The organism is Thermodesulfitimonas autotrophica (assembly GCF_003815015.1).
Taxonomy (GTDB): Bacteria; Bacillota; Desulfotomaculia; order Desulfotomaculales; family Ammonificaceae; genus Thermodesulfitimonas; species Thermodesulfitimonas autotrophica.
Window position 1 is genome coordinate 462,439 of the sequence record NZ_RKRE01000003.1, and the last position, 19,080, is coordinate 481,518.

Annotated in this window: 18 protein-coding genes; all 18 read left to right on the plus strand. The window is 55.9% G+C overall.

Annotated features, from left to right (window positions below):
* Positions 1–4: 4 nt before the first annotated feature.
* The gene (locus EDD75_RS09810; RefSeq protein ID WP_123931571.1) at positions 5–2,089 is read left to right on the plus strand and encodes a chemotaxis protein CheA; all 2,085 of its coding nucleotides are present in this window, start codon (positions 5–7) and stop codon (positions 2,087–2,089) included.
* Positions 2,076–3,125: a chemotaxis-specific protein-glutamate methyltransferase CheB gene (gene cheB / locus EDD75_RS09815; protein ID WP_123931572.1), complete on the plus strand. Its 1,050-nt coding sequence runs from the start codon at positions 2,076–2,078 to the stop codon at positions 3,123–3,125. The genes EDD75_RS09810 and cheB overlap by 14 nt, the downstream gene beginning before the upstream one ends.
* Positions 3,126–3,235: 110 nt before the next feature.
* Positions 3,236–3,532, plus strand: coding sequence for a flagellar biosynthesis anti-sigma factor FlgM (gene flgM, locus EDD75_RS09820; RefSeq protein ID WP_123931574.1), 297 nt, complete (start codon positions 3,236–3,238; stop codon positions 3,530–3,532).
* Positions 3,533–3,592: 60 nt separating this feature from the next.
* A complete protein-coding gene (gene flgN / locus EDD75_RS09825; RefSeq protein ID WP_123931576.1) occupies positions 3,593–4,066 on the plus strand; it encodes a flagellar export chaperone FlgN in 474 nt (157 codons plus the stop codon).
* Positions 4,067–4,113: 47 nt separating this feature from the next.
* Positions 4,114–4,464, plus strand: a complete 351-nt coding sequence (locus EDD75_RS09830; protein WP_123931578.1) for a hypothetical protein — start codon at positions 4,114–4,116, stop codon at positions 4,462–4,464.
* Positions 4,465–4,566: 102 nt separating this feature from the next.
* Positions 4,567–5,985, plus strand: coding sequence for a flagellar hook-associated protein FlgK (flgK, locus tag EDD75_RS09835; protein WP_123931580.1), 1,419 nt, complete (start codon positions 4,567–4,569; stop codon positions 5,983–5,985).
* A gap of 154 nt (positions 5,986–6,139) precedes the next feature.
* Complete coding sequence (gene flgL / locus EDD75_RS09840) at positions 6,140–7,027, plus strand: flagellar hook-associated protein FlgL (RefSeq protein WP_123931582.1); 888 nt, start codon at positions 6,140–6,142, stop codon at positions 7,025–7,027.
* Positions 7,028–7,032: 5 nt separating this feature from the next.
* A complete protein-coding gene (locus tag EDD75_RS09845) occupies positions 7,033–7,596 on the plus strand; it encodes a DUF6470 family protein (protein WP_123931584.1) in 564 nt (187 codons plus the stop codon).
* A 20-nt stretch (positions 7,597–7,616) separates the two neighbouring features.
* Positions 7,617–8,036 carry a flagellar assembly protein FliW gene (gene fliW / locus EDD75_RS09850; protein ID WP_245963170.1) on the plus strand — a complete coding sequence of 140 codons (420 nt, stop codon included), beginning with the start codon at positions 7,617–7,619 and terminating at the stop codon, positions 8,034–8,036.
* Positions 8,037–8,058: 22 nt separating this feature from the next.
* The gene (gene csrA, locus EDD75_RS09855) at positions 8,059–8,295 is read left to right on the plus strand and encodes a carbon storage regulator CsrA (protein ID WP_123931588.1); all 237 of its coding nucleotides are present in this window, start codon (positions 8,059–8,061) and stop codon (positions 8,293–8,295) included.
* A gap of 176 nt (positions 8,296–8,471) precedes the next feature.
* A complete protein-coding gene (locus tag EDD75_RS09860; RefSeq protein ID WP_211328171.1) occupies positions 8,472–9,305 on the plus strand; it encodes a flagellin N-terminal helical domain-containing protein in 834 nt (277 codons plus the stop codon).
* Between the two features lie 121 nt (positions 9,306–9,426).
* Positions 9,427–11,451, plus strand: a complete 2,025-nt coding sequence (locus EDD75_RS09865; protein WP_123931590.1) for a tetratricopeptide repeat-containing glycosyltransferase family 2 protein — start codon at positions 9,427–9,429, stop codon at positions 11,449–11,451.
* The gene (locus tag EDD75_RS09870; protein WP_170157796.1) at positions 11,441–11,815 is read left to right on the plus strand and encodes a flagellar protein FlaG; all 375 of its coding nucleotides are present in this window, start codon (positions 11,441–11,443) and stop codon (positions 11,813–11,815) included. The genes EDD75_RS09865 and EDD75_RS09870 overlap by 11 nt, the downstream gene beginning before the upstream one ends.
* Before the next feature lie 34 nt (positions 11,816–11,849).
* Positions 11,850–13,211, plus strand: coding sequence for a flagellar filament capping protein FliD (fliD, locus tag EDD75_RS09875; protein WP_123931594.1), 1,362 nt, complete (start codon positions 11,850–11,852; stop codon positions 13,209–13,211).
* A gap of 26 nt (positions 13,212–13,237) precedes the next feature.
* A complete protein-coding gene (fliS, locus tag EDD75_RS09880) occupies positions 13,238–13,663 on the plus strand; it encodes a flagellar export chaperone FliS (protein WP_123931596.1) in 426 nt (141 codons plus the stop codon).
* Between the two features lie 18 nt (positions 13,664–13,681).
* Positions 13,682–14,047, plus strand: a complete 366-nt coding sequence (locus EDD75_RS09885; protein WP_123931598.1) for a flagellar protein FliT — start codon at positions 13,682–13,684, stop codon at positions 14,045–14,047.
* A 48-nt stretch (positions 14,048–14,095) separates the two neighbouring features.
* Positions 14,096–17,497: a glycosyltransferase gene (locus EDD75_RS09890; RefSeq protein WP_170157797.1), complete on the plus strand. Its 3,402-nt coding sequence runs from the start codon at positions 14,096–14,098 to the stop codon at positions 17,495–17,497.
* Between the two features lie 60 nt (positions 17,498–17,557).
* On the plus strand, positions 17,558–19,030 hold the full coding sequence (locus EDD75_RS09895) for a tetratricopeptide repeat protein (RefSeq protein ID WP_170157798.1): 1,473 nt from the start codon (positions 17,558–17,560) through the stop codon (positions 19,028–19,030).
* Positions 19,031–19,080: the final 50 nt, after the last annotated feature.

Here is a 19,080-nt window from a genome sequence, read left to right on the forward strand (position 1 = left end):
TAACATGTTTTCGGACGCGGAGATTAGCGTATTCTTAGACGAATTAGAAGAAAAAATCCAGATTCTCAACGACAACTTCCTGCTTCTCGAAAAAGAGGCTGACGATCCGCAGGTTTTACAGGAAATCTTCCGGGCGGCGCATACCGTCAAAGGCTCTTCGGCGATCATGGGTTACGACCGCATGTCGCGCCTGACGCACGAGATGGAGAATCTCTTCGATAACCTGCGCCAGGGGCGGTTGCGCGTTTCCACCGAAATGATTGACGTCCTTTTTGAGGCGCTCGATACGCTAAAATCGCTCCGGGACGAGATTACCGAACAGGCGGCGCCGGTCGACATCGAACCAGTGGTCGCCAAACTGAGACGCTTTCTCCCGGGTGAGGGTGCCGAAAACATGGCGGGGGGAATCCCCGCGGCAGCAACCTCTTCTTCCTCCGGCAGCGCTTTTAGCCTTACGGAAGCGGAGGAGGAGGTGATCCGGGCAGCTTATGTGCGGGGTATGCAGGCCTACTGGATCAAAGTAGTGGTAGATGCGGAATGCCAGATGAAATCGGTGCGGGCGTACCTCGTTTTTCAGACCTTACAGGAACAGGGTGAAATCATCAAGGCGGTCCCGCCTGCCGAAGATCTGCAAGAAGGCAAGTTTGACACCACCTTCGAAGTGGTGCTACTGACGCAGGAGGATGCCGGCCGCATCAGACACCTGCTGCTGACCATTTCTGAGATCGCCGATGTGAGCGTGGAAACGATTAACCTGCCGGAAGACGAGGCCGTAAGCGTGACGGCGTCCGGGGTGGCGGGGAGCTCGCAGGCGGTCACCCCCGCGGGAAAGCAGGGTGCTTCCGGGGCGACGCGGGAGCGGGAAGAGGGTGTAAAGCAGGCCAAAACCGTCCGGGTGGACGTGCAGAAGCTCGATAACCTGATGAACCTCGTTGGCGAACTGGTCATCGACCGGACGCGCCTGGACCGTTTTGCGGCTATCTTCCGCAGCCGTTACGGTTCTGACGATCTGGTTGACGTTTTAAACGAAATCTCCAACCACTTGGGCCAGCTAACCAACGACCTTCAGGAACAGATCATGAAGGCACGGATGCTCCCCATAGCTCAGGTTTTCAACCGTTTTCCGCGAATGGTGCGGGATTTAGCCCATAAGCTCGGTAAAGAGATTAATTTTATCGTTGAAGGTAAAGATACCGAGCTCGACCGCAACGTGATCGAGGTGATCGGGGACCCGCTGATCCACCTGCTCCGGAACGCCGTGGACCACGGAATTGAGTCTCCCGAGGAGCGGGTGCGGGTTGGGAAACCGCGGACCGGCACGGTATTGCTCAAGGCTTTCCACCAGGAGAACCACATTGTCATTCTGGTGAAGGACGACGGGCGGGGGATGGATGTCGAGCGCATCCGGAAGAAGGCCGTGGAGCGGGGTCTGGTAGACGCAGAGATGGCTGGACGCTTGACAGAACGCGAAATCTTAAATTTTGTTTTTCTGCCAGGGTTCTCTACGGCCCAAGAGGTAACCGACCTTTCAGGACGCGGTGTTGGGCTCGATGTCGTCAGAAAAAATATCGAGCAGATTAACGGCCACATCGAAATGAACTCGGTCTTAGGGCAGGGGACCGAGTTCGAGATTAAACTGCCGCTTACCCTCGCCATCATCCGCGCGTTGATGGTTTCCGTGAGCGGCGAGGTGTACGCTTTCCCGCTCACCAACGTGATGGAAACCATCCGGATTTCGCCGCAGGAAGTAAAAAGGATTCAGAACACGGAAGTGATTATCGTCCGCGGGAAAGTGCTGCCGCTTATCTGCCTGGCCGAGTACTTCGGCGGGCAGAGGATTGGCGATTCACGGCTTTACGTGGTCATCATCGGCGTGGGGAACCGGCGTGTCGGGGTAGTGGTCGAAGAGCTCTTAGGGGAGCAGGAGATCGTTATTAAATCGCTCGGGGAATACCTGGGCCGCATCCCCGGTCTCTCAGGCGCTACGATCCTGGGTGACGGCCGGGTGGCGCTCATCGTCGATGCCCGGGCGCTAACTCAGGAAGTGACGCGGGGCGTGGCGGAGGAGGCGCTTTATGCCGCCAGTTAAGGTAATGATGGTTGACGACTCGGCGCTGGTCCGCCGGGTCATCGGCGGACTGCTGGCGGAAGATCCGGAAATCGAGTTGGTAGGAACAGCTTCCAATGGGCAGGAAGCACTCGAAAAAATCCCGAAACTCAAGCCGGACGTAATCGTCCTGGACATCGAGATGCCCGTGCGCGACGGTCTGAGCACCCTCAGGGAGTTGATGAAAACCTACCCGCTTCCGGTGGTGATGTTAAGTAGCCACACCCGGCCAGGAAGCCAAGCTACCCTTGAGGCGCTAGCCCTTGGCGCCGTTGATTTTATGCCTAAACCGGCTAGTACGGCGGAAATAACCGCGGTGGTAGGTGAGTTAGCGGCAAAGGTCAAGGCGGCTGCGTCTGTTTCCTTAAGAAAGATTCTCGGGGTAAGACAAGAGACGGTCCCGCAACAGCCAAGAAAAGCTACGGCACCTGCTGGCGGGCGGCGGGATTTGGTGGTGATTGGTTGTTCAACCGGCGGACCGGCAGCCCTACAGGTGATCATCCCAGCTCTTCCTGCCGATCTCCCGGCCGCGGTCGTCGTAGTCCAGCACATGCCCGTCGGTTTTACCGGTCCCCTGTCAGAGCATTTGGCCAGGCGGGCGTCGCTTCGGGTTAAACATGCCGCTGACGGCGATCTTGTCTTGCCCGGGCAGGTTTTGGTTGCGCCCGCCGGCGCCGACTTCTATTTCGAAAATGACCGTTCCGGTCAGGTTAAAGTCAAGCTGGTAGCTCGGAGGGGGCGGCCGGCGCCAGGGGTTTTTCATCCCTCCGTAGATGGGGTAATGACCGCGGCTGCTCAGGTCCGCGGGCCGAAAGTTTTGGGAGTGCTCCTCACCGGGATGGGTAGGGACGGTGCTCTCGGCATGAAAGAGATCAAGAAGCGGCAGGGGCGCACCATCGCCGAGGCGGAGGAGAGCTGTGTTGTCTTCGGGATGCCGAAGGCGGCGATTGAATTAGGCGTGGTCGACAAAGTGGTGCCGCTACAAAGAATCGCTGCGGAAATTGTTAATGAGGTATAATGTTCTGAGGATGCGGAATTATCCAGATATAGGACCTTAGCACTATAAAGGTGTCTTGGTGCCTGCCGATAAAGCGCTATAGAAGGTGGTTTTGAAGGGACTGATGCGGGATGAAGGTTGGGCCGACGAACAACAGAACGGATGTCGTCAGGCTTTACGAGATACAACAAAAGAAGCGGCAGCCGGAGAAAGCGGCGAAGCCTGACCGGCCGGCGGATAGCTTTGAACCCTCCACCGCAATTCAGGAGCTGCAGGAGCTGCAAAAGCGGCTCCAGGCGATTCCCGACGTGCGGGAAGATCTGGTGGCAAAGCTCCGTCAGGAGATCGAGGCGGGGACCTATAAACCCGACCCCCAAAAGATTGCGGCGGGGATCATAGAGGAACTACGCTTAGACCGGCGGTCGTAACCGCCGTTTTTTAATCGGGAATTCTTCTTGACTGCGTACCACGGGGGAGGAAGGGAATAGATGGAGAGGTGCACGCGCCTGATCGGTCTTCTCGAAGAAGAGAGTGCGGTGCTGAAAGAGATCATCACGGTGGCGGAAGAGGAGATCGAAGCCTTCGTTAACGGCGACCATGCCCGAATCTTAAAGGCGGCGGCCCGGCAGGAAGAGCTATCCGGTTTGCTCGTTAACCTGGAAAAAGAGCGGCAGGTGCTGCAACAGCAGTTAGAGGAGGAACTACATTTACCAAAGAACTGCAGGCTCAGCGATCTGCCAGGCGCTCTTCCCGTTGAGTTCAGAGGGCCTCTTGCCGAACTGAGCCAGCGCCTTCAGAAGTACGCTTCGGTTTTATTGCTCTTCCAGGCGCGACTCTATTTCCTCATTGAGCGGGCGCTTACGGTTGAAGAAACCGTGGCCCGTCTTCTCTCCAGAGCGAGGTTGAAAAACGACTATGCAGTAGCGCCGCGGGAGGTTGGCCTTGTCAACCAGTCCGTGTAGGACGTAAAGGCCCAACCGCTTCCGCGCCGTAAGGCCGGTGGTCGCGCATGAAGATAGGAGCCGGTGGGCTTCAGTCGCAGATCGTCTTTGAATTCGACCAGGTGCGGCGGGAAGGGATGGCGCGCGGGGACCAGCAGGTGCGGGCGGATTTTGTTCCGGAAGTCGGCCGGGTCCTGGCGGACGGCGAGCGCCTGGTGCGTTTCGTGGAGCAGCTAAACGCCGCCGCCACCTTAGCTGACTATCCTTTTCGCTTCCGCGTCCGGCAGGGGAAAGAGGGCGCGCGCGTTTTTCGCTTTTTACCGGGAGAAGAGGAAGTTGAAGAGGAGGTTAGTCCCGAAGAATTGGCCGTTCTTCGGCAGCGACTTCAGCGGCGTAACCATTTAGACGAAAATGTTTAGAGAGTATTGCTGAAAGAGAGGCTTCACCTTCCTGGCCGGTATTAAACGTCGAACGTTGAACATCTAACGTCGAACACAGAACGCTTTAGGAGTGTGGCGGGGATGATCAGCACCTTTCTTGGCATCGAGACGGCCATGCGGGCAATCATGGCCCAGCGCAAGGCGACGGAAACTGCCGGGCACAATATCGCCAATGCTAATACACCCGGTTACAGCCGCCAGCGGGTGAACTTAACGGGGAGTTTTGATCCCTATACCGTTCCGTCACTCGGCAGGCCGGAGTTGCCGGGACAGCTCGGTACGGGCGTACGCATTACCGATATTGAGCGGGTGCGCGACCAGTTTCTCGACCTTCAGGTGCGCAACGAATCCGCCAACTTGGGTTACTGGGAGGTAAAGCGGGACGGTCTTCAGAAGGTGGAAGTGATCCTGAACGAACCAGGGGACAACGGGCTTAACAACATTATGACCGCCTTCTGGAACGCTTGGCAGGAGCTGAGCAAAAACCCGGAGAGTCTTGCTGTCCGGTCTGAGGTGCGGCAGCGGGGCATTACCCTGGCGGAGACAATCCAGCACCTTCACCGGCAGCTCACCCAGCTGCAAGAGGACCTGAATTTTAACGTCGGGGTAACGGTGGATAAAATCAACACCATCGCGACGCAGCTTGCGGACCTAAACTGGCAGATTGCCCGCTCGGTGGTGGTGGGCGACAATCCCAACGATCTACGCGACCGGCGCGACCTCCTGATTGACGAACTGGCCAAACTCGTGGATATCTCGGTAACGGAGCAGGCCGACGGTACGGTGGCCGTGGCCATCGGTGGCCGGAACCTGGTGGAGGGGATTAAGGCGGATGCGCTGCAGGTGGTTTCCGACCCGCTGAACAATAACTTTTACGCCGTTCAGTGGAGCGACGGAACGCCGGTGGATTTTGCGAGCGGTAACCTTGCCGGGATGATCTGGACGAGGGACACCGGCGTGGCGAACATTTTAGGGCAGCTTGACGAGTTAGCCAAGACCTTGATAAACGAGGTGAACGCTACCCACCAGGCGGGCTACGGGCTTGATGGCAGCACGGGGAACGACTTTTTTACCGGAACCGGGGCGGCCGACATTGCGGTGGCTGCCGGAATCTTGAGCGACCTTAATACCATAGCGGCCGCCAGTGACGCGGCGAAACTTCCCGGGGATGGCACAAACGCGCTGAAGCTAGCCCAGCTGAAGGACGCTTTGACAATGCCCCCCGGATCACCTACCGGCACGTTTGGCGACTACTACCGCAGCCTTGTAGCCACGCTCGGTATCGACACGGAGCAGGCGCTCCGGATGGCGGAAAACGAAGAGATTCTAGTGAACCAGCTTGAGAACCGCCGCCAGGCGGTGATGGGGGTATCGATTGACGAAGAGATGGCCAATATCGTCAAGTTTACCCACGCCTACCAGGCTGCCGCCCGCGCCCTGACGACACTCGACGAGCAGCTCGACATCATCATTAACCGGATGGGCCTGGTGGGAAGGTAAGGATGAAGGATGAAGGATGAAGGATGAAGGATGAAGGTGAGGGCCGGAATAACGCGTTCCCGGCGCTTGAAAAACCAAAAAGCGGTTGTCTTATAGTTTAACGTTGAACGTTGCCCATTGAACGTTGAACCTTTATGAAAAAGGGGATGGCGTGATGCGGGTTACCACGGGGATGCTTATCAACACGGTTGTTCGCGACCTGGAGGATCGGTTGGCCCAAATGGCTAAGCGGCAGGAAGAACTCTCCTCCGGGAGAAGGCTTAACCGGCCTTCAGACGATCCGGGTGGGGTAGCAACTGCACTGCGCCTGCGAGCGGAACGGGCGGAAAACGGGCAGTATAAACAGAACATGGATGACGCTATCGCCTGGCTCAATACGACGGACGCCGCGCTTCGGGATGCAGTTAGCGCCCTGCAGCGAGTACGGGAGATTGCCGTGGCTGGTGCCAACCAAACGCTACCCCAGGACTCCCTTAACGCTTTAGCCGCAGAAGTCGTACAACTAAAGAAACACCTTGGGGACGTGGCAAACGCTACTTATGCGGGCAGGTATATCTTTGGCGGGACTAAAACGACTACGCCTCCTTACGACCCGGCTACCGGAACCTGGAACGGGACCAGTGACATTTTTGAATATGAAATCGCGCCCAAGGTCAAGGTTCCCGTCAATATAGATGGTCAGGCAGTTTTCAACGGCACTGTAGCGCCAAATGTTTTTACCACCCTTGATAATCTGGTAACCGACCTTCGGAATAACGATGTGGCCAGCATTTCCGGCTCCCGTCTATCCGAGCTTGACCAGATTATTGACAATACCCTCGCCGTTCTGGCCGAAGTAGGGGCCAGAGTGAACCGGTTAGAGATGAGCGTAAGCCGGCTGGAAGCTACGGATGTAGACCTTGCAAAGCTTCTTTCCCAGATTGAAGATACGGATATGGCTAAGGCGCTTATGGACCTCAAGAGCCAGGAAAACGGGTACCGGGCTACCCTGGCGATTGGAGCAAGGATAATTCAGCCTTCGCTGGTAGATTTTCTGCGGTAGGTTAAGTGGCGGTGCGGCTGGTAATCGAACAGCAGCGAGCGGTTATCGGCATCCAGCAGAGCCGGCCCCGGCTGGAGGTGCGGGAGAGTGCCCCGCCGGTTTTGCAACTCCGGCGGCAGTTACCGCGCTTGCAGATTTCCGGCGGTAAAGTTGCCGTCCGGATAGACCAGACGAGGTGCTTCAGCGAGAGAGGCTTCAAACCCCTTAGTGAGTTGGGGCGTGAACAGGCGGAACTTGGCCGGCAAGCGGCACTGAAAGGAATAGCCAGGCGAAGCGTGGAGGGAGACTTTCTGGCTGCCATCGAGAAAGGAACGGGAGTTGCGGATCTTGCCTGGCCCGAAGAGAAGAAAGAGGTGGGCCTGGCGCTTTTACCGCGCAGTCGGCCGGTGGTGGAATTTATTGAAGAGTCGCTCCAGATTAGGGTTGATGCCGGCGGGGTAGCGGTAAGCTTTACCCCTGGCGAAATAGAAATGGGAGCACCCGGGCCGCCCTACGTGCTCATTTATCTCCAAAGAAGGCCCTTTATCCAGGTAAAGATGCTGCCGGAGAGGCTTGACGCTACCGTTTAAAGGAGAGGATGGCGTTGTTGGTGAAAACGAAGCGGTTCGGTATGTTGGAGATTCAGGAGGATCAGATTCTCACTTTCCCCGAGGGGCTGCCCGGTTTTCCGGAGCAGCGCCGTTTTGTGCTTCTCGATCTCCAGCAGGGGAGCCCTTTGAAATTCCTGCAGTCGGTGGACGACCCGGACCTCTCTTTTTTAGTAGCCGAGCCTCTAACCTTTTTCCCAGAATACCGCGTTTTGGTGCGACCGGAAGACTTGGCGCCGATTGCCCTCGACGCGCCGGAACGGGGCATTGTCGTGGCGATCGTTTCGGTACCCAGCGATTTTAAAGAGGCTACGGTTAATCTAAAGGCCCCGGTGGTTATCAATCCTGAGCGGTCGCTGGCCCGGCAGGTGATTTTGGAAGGAGATTACGGGATCCGGACGCCTTTATTCGCTGCAAGTTAGGTTTAAAATTGGGGTGGGAGGTATGCTTGTCCTTACGCGCCGGCGGGGGGAAGTAATTACCATCGGGGATGCGATCGAAGTGACGGTGCTCGACATCCGGGAGGATCAGGTCCGGATAGGCATCAAGGCGCCGAAGGAAATACCGGTGCACCGCAAAGAAATCTACGAGGCCATCAAAGCGGAGAACATTCGGGCGGCATCGCTACCGGAGGTAGCGGTCCTCAAAGATTTGGCCGCGAAGTATAAGCGGAAAGAATAGGACGTTAGACCTATAAAAGTCCAGATACGGCTGGCGATGTAAAACAGTGAAAGGGTTGCTTAGGGACTTTCACCGGCGGGGCGGCCGACCGACCGGCGGAAAGAAACGGGAGCGGCCCTGAAATCCTGCGCACGGAGGCGCGGGATCGAGAAAAATTCAAGGAGGAGGATGAGCTTATGGGACTGAGGATCAACCAGAACATCGAGGCGCTTAACGCGTGGCGGAACCTGGTAGCGACCTCAAACAACCTGGCTAAATCAATGGAAAAGCTCTCTTCGGGCTTACGGATCAACCGCGCCGGTGACGACGCGGCGGGTCTGGCGATTTCCGAGAAGCTGCGCAGCCAGGTGCGGGGGCTGAACCAGGCGGTTAGAAACGCGCAGGACGGTATCTCGCTGATCCAGACGGCGGAGGGTGCGCTCAACGAGACGCACAGCATCCTGCAGCGGCTGCGGGAGCTGGCGGTACAGGGTGCGAACGACACGCTGACCACTGCCGACCGGGATGCCATCCAGCAGGAGATCAACAGTCTCTTAGCCGAAATCGACCGGATCGCTAACACAACGGAGTTCAACACCAAGAAGTTGCTGGACGGGAGTGTGGCGACGACAGCACTCAACTTCCAGATTGGCGCCAACACTGGTCAAACGATCGCGGTAACGATCGCTACGGCGACGGCTGCTGCTCTTACCCTTGTCGGAGCGTACACGATCAGCGTGGCTACTGCTGCAAGTGCCAACGAGGCGATCGCCAGTATTGACAACGCGATTACCGCCATTTCTGCAAACCGTGCCAAGCTTGGTGCTATCCAGAACCGGCTGGAGCACACTATCGCCAACCTGAGCGTGGCGGCCGAGAACCTGGCGGCATCCGAGTCCCGGATCCGCGATGTGGATATGGCGCAGGAGATGATGAACTTCACCAAGACCCAGATCCTGCAGCAGGCGGGCGTGGCGATGCTGGCCCAGGCCAACATGGCGCCGCAATCGGTGCTGCAGCTCCTGCGGTAGTAAGAAATCTTCTGAAGAGGCGCGGGCGGCTTAAAAAGGCCGCCCTTTTAACTTATTTCCCTTTGGTAACTTAAGTTTCGCTCCTTTTTCGCCGATTTTAAAAGGTGAAGGAGGGCTTTTAATGAAACTATCGCTCTGTATGATCGTAAAAGACGAAGAGGAACACCTGCCCCGCTGCCTTAGGAGCGTGCAGGGGGTGGTGGACGAAATCGTGGTGGTGGATACCGGCTCTACCGACCAGACGGTGGCGATCGCCCAGGGCTTTGGGGCTAAGGTTTTTTACTTCCCTTGGACCGGCGACTTCAGCGCGGCACGGAACTTCTCGCTGGAAAAAGCAACCGGCGACTGGATCATCTTCTTGGACGCCGACGAGGAGTTGGTAGCTGGAGACGGCCCGAAGCTAAGAGAACTACTTACTTCCGCAGAAGCAGACGGTTACTATTTAACGGAGATCAACTTCGTGGGCGACAAACCTGGTATTGATGCGGTAATCAATGTGACTTTCCGGGTCTTCCGGAACCGTCCGGAGTACCGCTTTACCGGAGCGATCCACGAGCAGATTGTGGCCTGTGTGCAAAAACAGGGTGGCCAAATAGCTTTTTCCGACGTGCGGATTAACCACTACGGGTATCTAAACCAGACTTCCCGCGGCAAAAAGAAGATTCAGCGCAACCTAGCAATCCTTCAGGAAGAAGTAAAAAAGCGGCCCGCGGATAATTTCACCCGGTTTAATTTAGGGGTAGAGTACCTCCGGATGGGGAACTACCAGGAGGCACTCAGAGAGTTTCAGAAAGCTTTTCATAAGATTCCCACGCTTGAGCTCGCCTATGCGTCCATCTTGCTCCGGAATATCGCTGTTTGTCTCCGGGAACTCAAGCGTTATAGCGAAGCGCTAACGGTACTTGCAGACGCCATCGAGGCCTATCCCGATTATACCGACTTGCTCTTTTTGAAGGCCTGCGTTTACGCCGATATGAAGGATTTTGACGCGGCGGTGGCGGCTTATAAGGAATGCTTGGCCCGAGGCGAGTCCAACACCCGGCACGTTACCCAGCAGGGCGTGGGAAGCTACCGGGCCTGGTACGGGCTCGGCCAGACCTACGAGCAGCTCGGGGACTACGCTCAGGCGGTGAGAGCCTATACCGAGGCGCTCAAGGCCAACCGGTACTTCTTAGGGCCGGTCTTTAACCTTGCCGGCATCCTGATTCCGCGGGAGGATATCCGGGCGGTTAAGGAGTTTTTCGCCCGCTACCTCGATTTGAACGATGCCGAGACGCTTGAGGTTTTGGGGCAGGCCTTTTTTCTTGAAAAACGCTACCAGGAAGCGCTGGAGTACGTGGAAGCGGCGCTTTCGCGCGGTGGGCCCTCTCAGAGACTCCTTTTTCAAAAAGGGGAGCTTCTTTTGAATCTCGGCCGGTATGCGGCGGCGGCGGCCTGCTTCCAGAAAATTAAAGACGGAGCTTACAACTTTCAGGCGGGTCTCAGCCGGGTTTTTTGCCTGCTGATGCAGGAGAAATATTCTGAAGCCGCAGGGCTCCTAGACCTGCTCGCAGGGGAAGAAGGTGCGCGTCCTTATGTTTCTGTCTACCGGGACTTTGCTGCTCTTCTGTCCGGCTCTTCTCTATCGTTCCTTCCGGGAGCAGGGGAAAAACGGCTGCTTTGCGAAGAGGCAGTTTTCGACCTGCTCGGTAAGCTTTTAGAGCTCCGGGAGTTTGAAAAGTTTGAGCGGGCTTTGGCGCTTGTAGAAAGGATTCCGGAACGCGAGCGGCATCTTTTACTTGGCAAGCTTTACTTTAAGCACGGCTTTAAAGATTCGGCGGCGGAGGAGTTGCTCGCGGCGGTTGGGGCAGGAGTGCAGGATGCCGAAGCACTGGCGATGCTGGCTGAGATCGCTGTGGAGAGGGGATTTGACGAAGAGGCGGCGGTTTTTTACCGCCACGCACTGGCCTTGGACGGGAAAGCCTTTCGCTGCTATACGGCTCTTGCCAGCGTCTTGTCAAGGCTCCACCGCTACCAGGAGGCGCGGGCTGTGGTGGAGGAGGGACTCCGTAGATTCCCGGCGTCCTCTTTGTTGCGGGCGGCGTTAAGGGGTGTGGAGGCGGCGGTTAATTTCCAGGAAAGGGAGGTAGTTGGCGGTGCGCGTTGAGTCTCCCGAAGTAGCTAAGCTGCCGAAGGTTGAGCTGCCTTCGCGCGTGGCGGAAGAGAGTGCCAAGCCGCCGACCACAGTCGGATTGTTACGCCAAATAAAGTCAGAAGAAGGAAAAGACGAAGGGGATAAGGCTATAGATGTCGGTCAGCTTCAAGACTTTGTTAATCGTCTGAATCTGATGTTAGAACTGACTTGGTATGATTTACGTTTCCGGATTCACGACGCGACGCACGAGATAATGGTCCAGGTAGTCAACCGGGATACTGGTGAGGTGGTGCGGGAGATCCCGCCGAAGAAGATCTTGGATATGTGGGCGGAGATGAAGCGGTTAATCGGGATGCTGATGGATAAAAGAGTTTGAACCAGCCGAAAACGGTGAGGGGATGTGATTGCTTATGCCACTAATGCGAATAACAGGGGTAATGTCTGGCCTGAATACAGAAGAAATAATTAGCAAGTTAATGGCCATCGAACGGCGGCCGGTAGACTTGCTTAACCGTAAGAAAGCAACCTTGGAGAAGCAAAAAGCGGCTTGGGACGAAATAAGAAGTAAACTGACCGACCTTCATAGCAAGCTCCTCGATCTGAAGCTGATGTCTACTTACACTGGAAAGGTAGCTACTTCTTCTAACGAAGGCGTGGTAACAGCTACGGCTTCTTCTACGGCCACACCGGCGGTCTATTCTATCACCGTGACGCAGTTGGCCCAGGCGCACAGCGTGGCGTCGGACCGGTTTGCCGACCCGGCGGCGGCGCTGAATCTCAGCGGCACCTTCACGGTTGAAGGAGTAGCCGTGACGGTGGCAACCACCGACAGCCTTAACAGCATCCGGGACAAGATAAACGCTGCTAACGCTGGCGTTACGGCTACGGTGATTGATAACCGCTTGGTGATTACCAGCAACACCACCGGTGCCGCGAGCACGATTGATTTTGTGGATGACGCCACCACCGGGGTTTTGAAATCGCTCGGGATCCTCGATACTACCGGGGCGATCAAGAACCAGCTGGTAGCGGCGCAGGATGCGGCATTTACAGTGAACGGCCTGAGCATCACCAGAAGTACCAACACTATCGCCGATGTGATCAGTGGGGTTACCTTGACGCTTAAGGGAACCTCGACTGCGGCGGTCACTTTGGAGGTGAAGAACGACACCCAGACCGCGGTTAAAAAAATTAAGGCCTTCGTGGATAGCTACAACGCTCTGATGGAGGATATCGCTACAAAGCTGGCTTATGATGCGGAGACCAAAACCGCGGGGGTACTTCAGGGGGATCGGGCGCTTACCGACTTGGAAAACCAGTTGCGGCGCAAGGTGTCGGAAATCATTAGCACTGCCGATCCCACTCTTAATGCCCTAAACCTTATTGGCATAACCACTTCGGGTAAGGAAGCTACCCTAACGGTGAACGAAGACAAGCTCACTACGGCATTGAAAGTCAACCCGGACAAGGTAGCCCTTCTATTCGGCGCTTCGGCGGCTAACAACTATGACGGAGTAGCGACCAGACTCGATAGCACTGTGAACTTATGGACCTTGAGCGGCACCGGTTTTCTAACGGCAAAAACTGATTCTTTAAATAATCAGATTACCGATATCGAGAAACAGGTGCAACGGATGGAAAATCTTTTAAGTATTAAAGAAGAAAGCCTTTGGCGGCAGTTCACGGCCTTAGAAGAGGCCTTGGCCCAAATGAGCGCCCAAAGTAGTTGGCTTGCGGCCCAGTTCGGGCAAGGTTCGACTTCCAGTAAATAGCTCATAGGAGGAGGAGAGTTAGGAAGATGCCTTATGTTGCGCAAAAAGAACAGTTCCAGGACCAGTACCTGCAAGCATCGGTAATTACAGCGCCACCCGGCCGGCTTCTGCTCATGCTTTACGACGGTGCGATCAACTTCCTTTCCCGGGCAGTTGACGCCATAAAAAGGAAGGATTACGAGGAAGCGAACCAGCTGATCGTCCGTGTCCAGGATATTATTGCGGAGTTGGTCAGCACCCTGGACATGAAATACGAGGTGGCTCATTCCCTCTCCCAGCTTTACGATTACTTCAACCGGCGGCTGATCGAGGCGAACATTAAGAAAGACAGCGTTCCCGCAGCTGAAGTGGAGGGTTATTTGCGGGAACTCCGGGAAGTCTGGGCCAAAGTGATCGCGACAGTAGGGGCAGGAGAAGCGGCACCGCCGAATACTCCAGGGATGGAAGTTTGAGCTGGGGAGGACTATGCCGTGGCGGGGTGTAGCGGGAAACTTCGTACTTTACTTGGCCGGTGGCTTGAGCTGGTTGAAATACAAAAGGAGGCGATCCAGCGGCGGGCACCGGTGGAAACGCTGCAGGCGGTAATCGGTGCAAAAGAGGAACTAAAGGAGGAGGTTGCTCAGGTATTACCCGGTCCTGGTAACGGGGGGTCGAGCTTTACCCCTCTTCTGAAACAGATCTTTGAAAGAGAAAAGCAGGCTCAAGAGCTGCTGACGGGCTGGCTTGGTGAACTAAGAGAGGAAATAGCGCGCTTACACCAGGGGCAGGAGGCGATGCACGCCTACCTCAAAACAGGGGCTGCTTCTGGTGCCCGGTTTTTCGATAAGAGGCGCTAAAAGCTTGGCGACTGTTGGCCGACAACTGTTTGTGGGGGTAGGATGGTTTTGCCACAGCCTAACGGAAAGTGCGGGATTGTCTGGGAAGGTTCTTTCTTCGTTTACCATAGTCTGGCGCTGGTGAACCGGGAGCTCGTCCTGGCATTGCTACGGGACGAGCAGTTGGAGATAGGGATCAAGCCTTACGAGCCCGACCAGTTCGATGAGACGGTTGACCCACGCTTCGCCCTTCTATCGGCGCGGATGAATCTGCGGCCGGCACGGGTGGACTTTACGGTACGCCACCGCTGGCCGCCTTTGTTTGAACCTGCTGAGGGCCGGCTCATCTGGATTCAACCTTGGGAATACGGGTCACTGCCGGTGGAGTGGGCAAGGTTTGCGGCAACTGACCAGGTAGCGGAGATCTGGGTCCCTTCTTCCTTTGTTCGGGATTGTTACGTCCAGAGCGGGGTTGACCCGGAGAAGGTGTTTGTAGTTCCGTGCGGGGTTAATACGGCGGTCTTTCACCCCCAAGCGACGCCGGTCATCCTTCCCACGCGGAAGGGGTTTAAGTTTCTATTTGTAGGGGGAACCCTTCTGCGGAAGGGAGTAGATATTTTACTCCAGGCTTACCTCAGGTTTTTTTCGGCTAAGGATGATGTTTGCTTAGTTATAAAGGATTTGGGGGCGGAGACCTTTTACCGGGGTCAGGGCCTAGGAGCAAAGGTAAAGGAGCTTACGGAGCGGGAGAACGCTCCTGAGGTTCTCTATTTAGGCGGGACTTTTGAGGAAAGGGAGATGGCTGGCCTCTACCGGGCCTGCGACTGCCTGGTGCACCCGTACCGGGGCGAAGGCTTTGCCTTGCCGGTGGCGGAGGCGATGGCCTGTGGCCTGCCGGTAATCGTTACGAATTATGGGGCCTGTCTTGATTTTTGTGATCCCGGGAACGCATTGCTGGTTAGCGCCTCGGTTGTGCGGGATCCAAGAAAAAGGGTGGGAGACTTTGAAACGGTAGGGTACCCTTGCTGGGCGGAGCCGGATGTAGAACATCTGGCATACCTTATGCGGTGGGTTTACGAAAATCCGGCTGAAGCCCGCGCCTTGGGACAGCGGGCAGCCGTGGCGGTTTCCCAGAAGCTGACCTGGAATAAGGCAGCGGAGAAGGCGAAGGCTCGTTTTACTGAGCTTATGGGGGAAAGAGGGAGGGGGCTTAAGATGCTTCAGGCTGAGGGAAATAACCTTGAAGAGTTGCTCGAACAAGGCTTTCAAGCCTACGCGATCGGCGATAAAGGGAAAGCATTAGAGCTTTTTCGTCAGGCACTGGTAGCGGCACCGGACCATGTGGATGTTAATTACAACCTGGGACTCCTTTACTTGGAACGGCAAGAGTTCGCGTTAGCGGCAAGGCACCTATTATCTTATTTAGAAAAAGAGGTTTCTTCTGCGGAGGCCTGGGTAGCCTTAGGTAGCGCCCTTGCGGGTCTTGGCGACTACGGTTCGGCGCAGATCGCTTATGAGAGTGCCCTGCAGCTTGATTCCAAGGCCGCCAGTGTCCAGGAGAACCTGAGGCTGGTTAAGGCAGTTTCCTCCAGGGAGTTTGACATTTGGGAGGATGGTTGGTACCGGTCCCAAGTAACGCGACTGGTGCGGGCGCTTCCTGTATCCGAAGGTGCTCCCAGGGATGACCAGGGAGGAGAGCCAGACTTTTCGCTTGCGGAAGAAGAGGGCGAATTGGGGAGAATAACTGCCGCTGTGAGCCACGCTTTCGAGGCGGCCCCGGAGTTTTCTCGCCAGGTAAAGGAAGAAATTTTGCCTTTTTTCCGGGATTGTAGCCGAGTTCTGGACGTCGGTTGCGGTGAAGGAGTCTTCCTAGAAATGTTGCGGGAAGCAGGGGTCGAGGGAGAAGGGATTGATCTTGACCCAGTAGTGGTGGAAAAAGCGCGCGCCAAAGGCTTGCGGGCTCAGGTGGCTTCGGCGCTAGATTTCTTGAGGCAGCACCGCGGGGTTTACGACGGCGTCATGCTCGGCCATATCATTGAGCACTTTTCTGGGCCGGAGGCAGTTAAGCTGCTTTATTACTGCGCGCGGGCTTTGAAAGGCAGAGGAATCATCGCGATTCAGACGCCCAATTTTTCGCGACCGGAGGTGCAAGCACATAATTTCTGGCTGGATATTACCCACGTCCGTCCTTATCCGCCGCTGCTTCTCGAGGTTATCCTCCGTACGCTCCGGTTCGACATTCTAAAGAGCGGCGTTGTGGAAAGTTCTGGCGGGTTGGACGTTATTGTGGTGGGACGGAAGCAGGAGGTTGCTGTTTCCCGAAAGGAGGTTGTTTGGCGGGGTTGGGTCTACGAAGCGAGTGATTCTGGAGAGGAGGCCCGCCGCTTTATCTCTGTCCTAAACCGAAGTCCGTGGTTTACAGTTAGGATAATTCCTGAAGGCGTTAAGAAAGGCGCTAAGGGAATTTTTAACCCGGAAGGACCGTGGGAGTTAAAACGTTCGGAACCTCTCTTCTCTTCCAGGGAGACCATCGTCGTTCACCACCTTCCGGTATTCTCTTTCGACGATAAAGCTTTTCGCGGTAAGACCCAAGGAGCTATCAATATTGGACGCACAATGTTTGATCTCGTCCCTCTCAACCCAGAATGGGTAAAGGGGCTTAATCGCCTAGACGAGATCTGGGTTCCTTCTCGCTTCAACGTTGAAACCTTCAACGCTTCCGGAGTGGACCGGGCGAGACTCCGGGTAGTGCCGAGAGGCGTTGACCCAGAACTTTTCAACCCCAAAGCAGAACCACTCGACCTCCGTTGCGGGAAGGGTTTTGTTTTCCTCGCCAACTTTGATTTCCAAGACCGAAAGGGCTGGGATATCTTGCTCACGGCCTACCTTACAGAATTCAAGGAGGGTGAGGATGTAGCGCTTTTGCTTAGGGTTTGGAAACCAGACCACCGCCGGTTAGGAACGATTGAGATGCAACTTGCTTCTTTCATTCGGCAGCGCTTAGGGCTCCGCTTGGACAGGATTCCGGAGATCATTCTGTTGAAGGAGTCTATCGAAACAAACCGGATGCCCGGGCTTTACACCGCCTGCGATGCTTTTGTCCTCCCTTCGCGGGGGGAGGCCTGGGGCCAGCCCTACCTTGAGGCGATGGCCTGTGGCTTACCAACTATTGGGACTAAGTGGGGCGGTAACTTGGAGTTTATGACGGAGGAGAACAGCTTCCTCATTGAGATTGAGGGCTTGGAAGAAGTGCCAGACGGTGTGGATGTGCCTCTTTGCCGTGGCCATCGGTGGGCCAAACCCAGCGTGGAACATCTACGTAAACTTATGCGCTATGTTTTTGAAGAGCGCGAAGAAGCGCGGCGGAAAGGGCAAAGAGCCCGCGAAGAGGTGGCGGAGAAGTGGACTTGGGAAAGGGCGGCTCAGGCTGCGTTGCAGGAGCTCACAAAATATACCAGTGTTTTGGGGTGAAGTAAGTAAATGGCATTGACTGTTTTCGAGGGGCGGCCAAGGTCGGAGGGAGCCTTAGAAGTGGTTTTCGTAGGGGAGTTTTTTACCTCTACCCAGAGGGCGGAGTTTAACCGTAAGCTTGCGGTGGCCCTCTTGGATGAAGGGATAACCCTGGGTATTTTGCACCGGGGGCCGCGGGACTGGTATTTGCAGGGGGAGGAAGAGTCTTTCGATCTGTTCGAAAAGTTGGAGAAAGATGTGCCTCAGGATCCTGACTTTTACCTCTGTTGGGAAGGGGAGAGTGTGGGGTTATCCGAAACGCCCCTCTTTCGGTTAGTGGCCGTGACCGCTGCTGGCAAGAACGGCGAATATGCCTGCCCGGTGTTGGAGCTGAAGACCCCCCAGTCTTCCTGGGCGGAAGCTGCCCGGCTTTTAAAGGAGCGGCTTGAGAATTTGCGGTCTAAAAGGCGGCGGCACACGATTACCTCCTTTTCCCTTGACGTTTGTCTTTATACCACTTCCCCAAACGCTGGATTGGCAGAGGAAACACGGGCTAATCTCAGGTCTTACTTAGGCGCTGCGGTTGTGCCCCAATTTTTGGCTCCCGAGCAAATTGGCAGTGTAGATCCGGAGGGCCGGCTGTTGTTGATGGCGGAGGGGGAAACTTTACTTCTCGAAGACCAGCAGGCTTTCCAAGAGGCCTTTTTCAGCCCTGAAGAAAGGATAGTCTTCTTGGAGGCAGTGTCTTTTGATGCCTGGGGTTTAGAACAGTTTATATTTCCTTCTTGCCGGTTTTTCCGCGGGCGGGCGATCCGGGAGTTGGGTGCGGTGGATGAATTGCCCCTTTCTTACGAGGGGCGGTGGGCGCCCGTGCGGGTCCTTCGGCCTCTTTCTTTGGCCCAAAAGCGCCGGGAGAGAATGTTCGCCGGGTGGAGCCGGAAGTTGCCCGCCTACCACCTCCACCATCTTTTAGCGGTGGATGCTGCGGCAATAGGCAGGTGGCAGGAGGCGATAGTTGCTTTCCAAATGGCCTACCGGGAAGCACCGGAGCCTTACCGAGCGCTGGTGCTGCGAAACCTCTCTTTGGCCCTCATTGAACAGGAGCGTTACCAAGAAGCGATTGGGGTGCTCCGAGACGCGCAGGAGCTTTACTCGGGTTATGCCGACCTTAGTTACCTCATCGGTTTGGCTTACTGGAAGCAGAAGGACTACGACGAGGCTCTCCGGGAGTTCTTGGCGGCGGCAGAAAAAGGTGAGGCCACCAGGTGGTACTACAGCGATCCTGGCGCGGGTACATACAAACCAGTTTTTCTTATCGCGGAGGCTTACAAGGAAAAAGGTAACCTCACCGGCGCGCTTGCGGGATACGTTGGTAGTTTGACTCATAACTCCTACTTCCTGCCTACTCTGGAAAGACTTGCCCAGATCGGTTTAGACCAGCAGGCTGCCGGCGAGGTTTCCGAGTTGCTTCAACAGGTCTTGGATCTCCGCCGGCCAGAGGTAAGGGAGGCGTTTGACCATTTCTTAGCGGTTGCAACGCCGGTTGGGAGATGAAAATGACTTCCTTGACGCACAAGAAAAAAAGAGGCGGGAGTTAATACAAC